General features: G+C 67.4%; 5 protein-coding genes and 2 pseudogenes. 3 read left to right on the top strand and 4 right to left on the bottom strand.

All coding sequences use genetic code 11. The annotated features are described in order from the left end of the window. The first annotated feature begins 12 nt into the window (after positions 1-12). Entirely contained in the window at positions 13-135 is a 123-nt protein-coding gene (locus AB0H32_RS46330) for a hypothetical protein (protein WP_361135146.1), read from the top strand. Positions 136-178: 43 nt separating this feature from the next. Next, the gene (locus AB0H32_RS46325; protein WP_361135140.1) at positions 179-787 is read left to right on the top strand and encodes an ester cyclase; all 609 of its coding nucleotides are present in this window, start codon (positions 179-181) and stop codon (positions 785-787) included. 44 nt (positions 788-831) lie between these two features. Here AB0H32_RS46325 and AB0H32_RS46320 read toward each other — a convergent pair whose 3' ends face one another. The 3 genes from AB0H32_RS46320 to AB0H32_RS46310 form a co-directional block, all read right to left on the bottom strand. After that, entirely contained in the window at positions 832-987 is a 156-nt protein-coding gene (locus AB0H32_RS46320) for an antitoxin (protein ID WP_361135138.1), read from the bottom strand. Between the two features lie 524 nt (positions 988-1,511). Continuing rightward, a complete protein-coding gene (locus AB0H32_RS46315) occupies positions 1,512-3,590 on the bottom strand; it encodes a hypothetical protein (RefSeq protein WP_361135135.1) in 2,079 nt (692 codons plus the stop codon). 539 nt (positions 3,591-4,129) lie between these two features. Continuing rightward, entirely contained in the window at positions 4,130-5,026 is an 897-nt protein-coding gene (locus AB0H32_RS46310) for a recombinase family protein (protein ID WP_361135143.1), read from the bottom strand. A 269-nt stretch (positions 5,027-5,295) separates the two neighbouring features. On the opposite strand from AB0H32_RS46310, the pseudogene AB0H32_RS46305 reads away from it, so the two are divergent. After that, a pseudogene (locus tag AB0H32_RS46305) lies at positions 5,296-5,487 on the top strand (hypothetical protein); the annotation flags it as partial. A 97-nt stretch (positions 5,488-5,584) separates the two neighbouring features. Here the strand turns inward: AB0H32_RS46305 and AB0H32_RS46300 are convergent. After that, positions 5,585-5,776: pseudogene (locus AB0H32_RS46300) on the bottom strand (FAD-dependent monooxygenase); the annotation flags it as partial.

Here is a 5,776-nt window from a genome sequence, read left to right as displayed (position 1 = left end):
CTCACGGCGACCATGCTGGGCGCCGCCGCGGTGCACGTGCGCCGCAAGGAGGCGAAGGCGGTCCCGGTCAGTCTGGTGCTGCTCCTCCTGGCCGCTCTTGTGGCCTGGGGCCGCTTCGGCCCCTATGTCTTCTGAGCCTCACCCCCTCCCCGACGTGATCCTGCAGAAAGGAATCGACATGATCAACCGCCGCAACGTCCTCCGAGGTGGAGGCGCCGCTGCCCTGGGCGCCCTCGCCATCACCGCAGTAACCAGCGGAACCGACCTGGCCACCGCGGCCACGGGCGACCGGGAAGTGCTCGGCGACCCGGCCTCCACCCCGCAGGCCGAGTCGCTTTGGCCGACCAACCTGACTCATACGGAGCGCAAGCACCTTGAGGTCTTCGACGAGTTGGACTTCGTCGTCTACTCCGGTCAGCAGTGGGACCGGCTCGGTGAGAGCCACGCACAGAACATCCGCGTCCACTGGCCCGACGGCCACTACACGGACGGCATCGACCGGCACATCGCCGATATGAAGAGCCAGTTCGTCTGGGCGCCGGACACGCGCATCACCGAACACCCGATCCGCATTGCCAAGGACAACCTGACCTCGGTGACCGGCGTCATGCAGGGCACCTTCACGCGTCCCATGCCGGACGGCAAAGGCGGCTTCATCCAGCCGACGGGCAAGAAGTTCTCCATCAACATGGCCACGGTCGGCATCTGGAACAAGCACGGAGTGATGGAGGAGGAGTTCCTCTTCTGGGACAACCTGACCTTCTACCAGCAGATCGGCCTCGCCTGACCCGCGCGTGGCCCGGGGGTGCGGGTCTGGGTCGTAGGGAGGGGTCAGGACTGCTGCGGCATGTCGCGGTCGATGAACTCGTTGGCCTTCTCCTGCGTCATGTCGACCTTGTCGGAGAACGTGCTCCCTGTTCGCTCGTCGACCATGTCTACCCCGCGATCAACGGCCTCCTTGGCCTTGTCCGGGTGCTGACCAAGCATCCCTTGAGCTTGTCGACAATCGACATGAATATCCTCCTTCGGGCGGTATTGGCCTTCCCGGCATCCCCCTCCCTCCGGCGGACCGCACCTGTGCCCTATGAGGGGTCCGGGCTGGTCTGGCGCCTGCGGTCACCGCGTCCGCGGCTGTCTGCTCATCGTGCTCGCGCAGCAGGCGCATGACGGTGGCGGGGGGATGCTGCCCCCTCACGGAACCCGCCCTTGTCGCTTGAGTAGGTCTCGCGGCAAGCCGACTCGTGGGCCGACGGCCGCAGCATGCAGCGCCTGGACGAGGCCGGGTCAGGGCGCAGTCGCGCCTTTATCCATCGAGCGAGCGTCTGACCGGTACGTATACGGTTGCGGCCCAAGCACGCAGATGCTCGGGCCGCAATCGTAGGAAGATCAGCCGGCGTTGGGGTTCCGCTTGATCAGCTGGGTCAGCAGCTCCATGATCTGGGCCTGATTGCGATCGACCTTCCCGAGGGTGCGGACCTCACCGGCGAGTCAATGGCCGGTGGTGCCGTGCGTCACGTGTGGCGCGGGCAGGCGATCCAGTTCACGGTGACGTTCTGCTTGGCGAACTCCGGAGGCAGGGCAGCCTTGTCGCTGCGTCGGACCCCGGCGGTGAAGCCGCGGTGGTCGCCTCCGTAGATGCCGGGGTTGCACAGCTCGACGACCTTGGAGTTGCCCGAGGCGCATGTGATGAACGCCGGGGTCTCCGGCAAGTAAGCCCCACTGGTGTTCGCCTTGGTGAAGAGGATGCCCGTGTCGTCCCCCTGATCCCATGTGCCGATGTCGCTCTGGCCGCAGACGATCCCTTCGGCGTTGCGCGCGACGGCGATCCAGTTCAGCCGGAAGCCGTTGTCCCGTGCCGTCTGCGGGTCGAGACTGCTCTGGTTGCTCCAGCGGATGGCGGCGGTGAATCCGTTCTTGGTCTGGTTGTGGACGGCGACGGTGCTGAGGTTGGCCGTGTGCTTGTCTCCCGCGACGGAGGCGATGAAGACGGGCGTCTCGGTGAAGCCCGCTGTGCTGGTGTCCACGTTGACCAGGATGATCCGGGAGTCTTCCTCCGACTGCTCCCAGGCGTCGGGTTTGGTCTGGCCGCAGGCAATGCCTGGGGCGTTTCGCGGGCAGGCCATCCAGTGGAGCCGGAAGCCGTTCTTCACCGCCTGGTCCACGCTCAGGTCCGACCAGTCGGTCCAGCGAAGGCCGACTGTGAAGCCGTCGGGGCGCCTGGCGTAGATCCCGGGGGCGCCGAGGTTCGCCACGAGCTTCTCGCCCGCGACGGAGGCGACGTAGATCGGGGTCTCCTTGAAGGCGGCGTGGCTTGTGTCGACTTTGACGAAGACGATGCCCGCGTCGCCGCCTTGCGTCCAGGTGCCTGTCCCCTTGAGAGCCGGGACCTGGCCGCAGACCGGGGTGAGGCGTTTGGCCCTCACTCGCGTGTTGACGGTGTCGGACTGGTTGGCGGCGGTGTTCGCACAGGTGGGGGACTTGATCTGCGTGGTGCTGCTGAGGGTGCCGTCCGCGGCGTCGGGGTGGACGATGCCGGTCACGATGATCTCGGCGCTGCTGTCCCTGGGGAGGTCCAGGGGCTGGTGCAGCCCGTTGTCGACCTGGCCCTTGCCCGCCGTGGCACCGCCCTCCGTGGTGCAGTGCAGCGTCCGGTCGGCCAACTCGGTGGGGATGGTGCCGAGGACCTCCGCGTCAGTGACCCTGTTCGGCCCGTTGTTGCAGACCTTGATGGTGTAGGTCAGCAGCCCGCCCGCCTCGACCTGTTCAGGCTCACCCTTCATCTCCAGAAGCATGTCGGCGGGCAGTGCCACATGAAGGTTTCGGATCAGGTGAGTCGCCCGGGCGGCGCCCGTGCTGGCCGCCAGGCCCAGCTTGAAGCTCTTGGGCAGGTCGACCTGGTCGGGGGCGGTGACGAGGTCGAATTCCTTGATGAGGACGAGGCCGCTGCGGTCGGAGTCGGTGAAGTGCCGTACCGTCAGCAGCCCGCCGATGATGCTGATCTGTACATGGGCCTGCTTGTCCCACGTTGCCTGGAATCCGCCGGGGACCTCTTCGCCGCACAGCCAGCGGAACCCGCTCCGTCCGCTGCCGGAGCCGCGTACCCCGAGGGTGCAGGGCGTCCGCCCCGGCCCGTGGGGTCCAGCCAGAGGCGAGGCGAAATTGCCGAAGTTGTCGAAGCCGATGCCGACGTACCCGGCGGTGACCCCCGGCAGGCCGTTGGTGGAGGAGTAACCGAGCGCGGCACCGTAGGCCCCGGCCGCCGTCGTCTCCTCTCCATCGATCAGGTAGAAGCAGAAACCGTCGCCGAGGTCGGCGCTGCCACCGCCGTAGCAGGCGTAGTCGAACTCGATGCTGACGCCGAGCTCGGAGCTGAACGCCTGGTTGAGGTAGGCCGTGCCGGCCTGGTTACCCGAGTCCGACGTCAGCTGCAGAGCCCCGTTGGGCCCCGGGGTGAGGTCTGCGGTGCCGTCGAACTCCCAGTGTGAGTTTTTGGTGGAGCCGCCCTTGAACGATTCGGTGATCGGAAAGACGGCTTCGCTCATGGCGGCCACTGCCTTGGATATGGCTGTGGGCGCGGCGTATGTGACCATGTGCTCTCCAGAGGGCCGGGGGATCGGCACGGAACGTTCATTGCTCAACGTGATAGATGATTACAATCTGTGATCATTTTGAGAATATGCCAGACCCATATCCCCTGCATGAAGTGATTGAGCTGTTCGAGGGGCGGGCCCATCTCGACGAGGCAGCCGGGGCGCTCCTGCGGGTGCGCGTTCCTGCGGCGGAGCGGTGAGCCACCCCGTCACAGCACTAGCAGCCGCTTCCAGTAGGCGGCGGGGCGTATGGGGGTGGCGAGGCATCGGCGACGAGGTGGGGCGGTTCCTCGTCGGGCGCGGTCGCCGGTACCAAGGCTCCGCCGCAGAGCCGGGGACGACGCCGGGTGCGTCCCCAGGATTCCACGGGCTCGCAACGCGTCAAGGTCGGGGAGGCGGAAGCAGGGCAGGGAGTCGAGAAGGTCGGCCTGGGCGGCGCGGATCTGCGCGGAAGCCTGAGGGCCGGTGCCAAGACTGCGGCGGACTGTCACAGGGGCATGACCCAGACACGCCAGAAACCCGCCACGGGATGATCTTGGTTACTGATCGAGGGCGTTGACGCGGTTCGCGTATTCGCGGCGGGCCTTGCGCTGGGCCGGGAGCGCCGCGGTGCCGTCGAGCAGCTGGCAGAGGTCGAGGAGTCGCCGGTGGACCGCGAGGACGGCGGTGACGCGCAGGGTGTAGCCCTGGCCGCGTCGTACGGTCACGCCCTGGTCGAGGACGGCGCGCTCGGCGGGCTCCAGGTCGGTGTTGCGGAGGAAGTCGGCGACCTTGCCCGGCATGTCGAGGACGACCGGCAGTTCCGGGGCCGGGGTGCCCGGGTCGGCGACTGTGTACTCGGGCAGGAGGTCGGCGACTGCGGTACGGATGGCGCCGCGGCTGACGTCGTGGTCGCGGGCGAGGTCGGCGATGGAGCGGCCTTCCAGGTACGCGGTGCGGACGGTGTCGGTCTTCGCGGCCGGGATGGTGGGTCGGCGGCCGCCCTTGTTGCCCTCGGCCTCGGCGGCCCGCAGTCCGTCGTAGGTCGGTTCGCGCTGGAGGTCGCGCTGGAGTTCGCCGGCGGCGAGGGTCTGGACCATGAACTTAACGGTGGACAGCAGCTCGCCGGTGCGCGGGTGGCGGGCGGTGAGGTCCATGGCGGAGAACGCGCCGTCGTGGATGCGCAGGGCGAGGCGGTCGCGGTGGAGGACGTCGAGCACGTCGAGGATGTGCTGGGTGCCGCGCACGAGGCGGAGATTCTCGGAGATGTGGACGGTGTCGCCCGGCCGCGCGTAAGTGAGCAGCTCGCCGAACTTCGGGCGCTCAAGAGGATGGAGGCGGCTGGAGGTGCCGCCTTCCTCCTCGAACGTGACCGGCTGCTCGATGTCGGCCTCGGCGAGGACGAGGTTCTGCCGGGCGGTCGACTGCTGGTCGGTCGAGACCCGCTTGTAGACCAGGTTGGCCGTGCCGCTCCCCGTTGTGGTGGTCGCATTCGACCCCGGCTGTCAGCAAACCCTGTCATCAGCTTCCATCGGATCTGATTGGATCCGCGCCGCCATCGGGCCTCGGAAAGTCCGGGTTCATTGGACGCCTGTCGCGCCTGTCGTCATTCGTTCGTTTGACGACAGATGGGAAGCCGGGGAAGCCGACCTGACGGCCCGGATCACGGCCTGTCAAAACTTCTGACAGCAATACCGGTTTCCTGGTCCGCTCCTACTCGGACCCCGACTCCAACGCTGTGGTCACCGACGCCGGCAGCGCAGCACGCGAGCACATCGAAGTGGAAACAGACGAGCACTGCGCCGCGCTGTGGGCGCCGCTCGGCAACGCAGGTGCCCGCCGCTTCGCCTCGCTCATCGCGCCGATCACCAAGGCGTTCACCGCAGCGGGGACGTTTCAGGCCGTTCGCGGACGGTCTGATCTCGCACAATCGGTCGTTCATGGGAAGCACGGCCCTGTGCCAGCGTGCCCGAGAGTGCAGCTCGCGATGGCACAAGGCCAGTCGGCGGTGTGGCTCAGGACTGCTCGCGTGTCCCGTGCCGGCTCTGGGTGTCACCGTTGAAGAGGTCGATGAGTCCGAACGGTGCACGCTCTCCGAGGCAGAGGTCCAGAATCTCGTGGGCGTCGGCGTAGAAGGCTTCACTGCGGGGGAATAGCGCCTCTTCGTAGGCGGCGAGCGCCGCTTCGAAGTCGTCGGGGTGCGCGGC

The organism is Streptomyces sp. NPDC020362, from assembly GCF_040642095.1.
In the GTDB taxonomy this organism is placed as follows: domain Bacteria; phylum Actinomycetota; class Actinomycetes; order Streptomycetales; family Streptomycetaceae; genus Streptomyces.
This window is presented reverse-complemented; position numbering and strand designations above follow the sequence as displayed.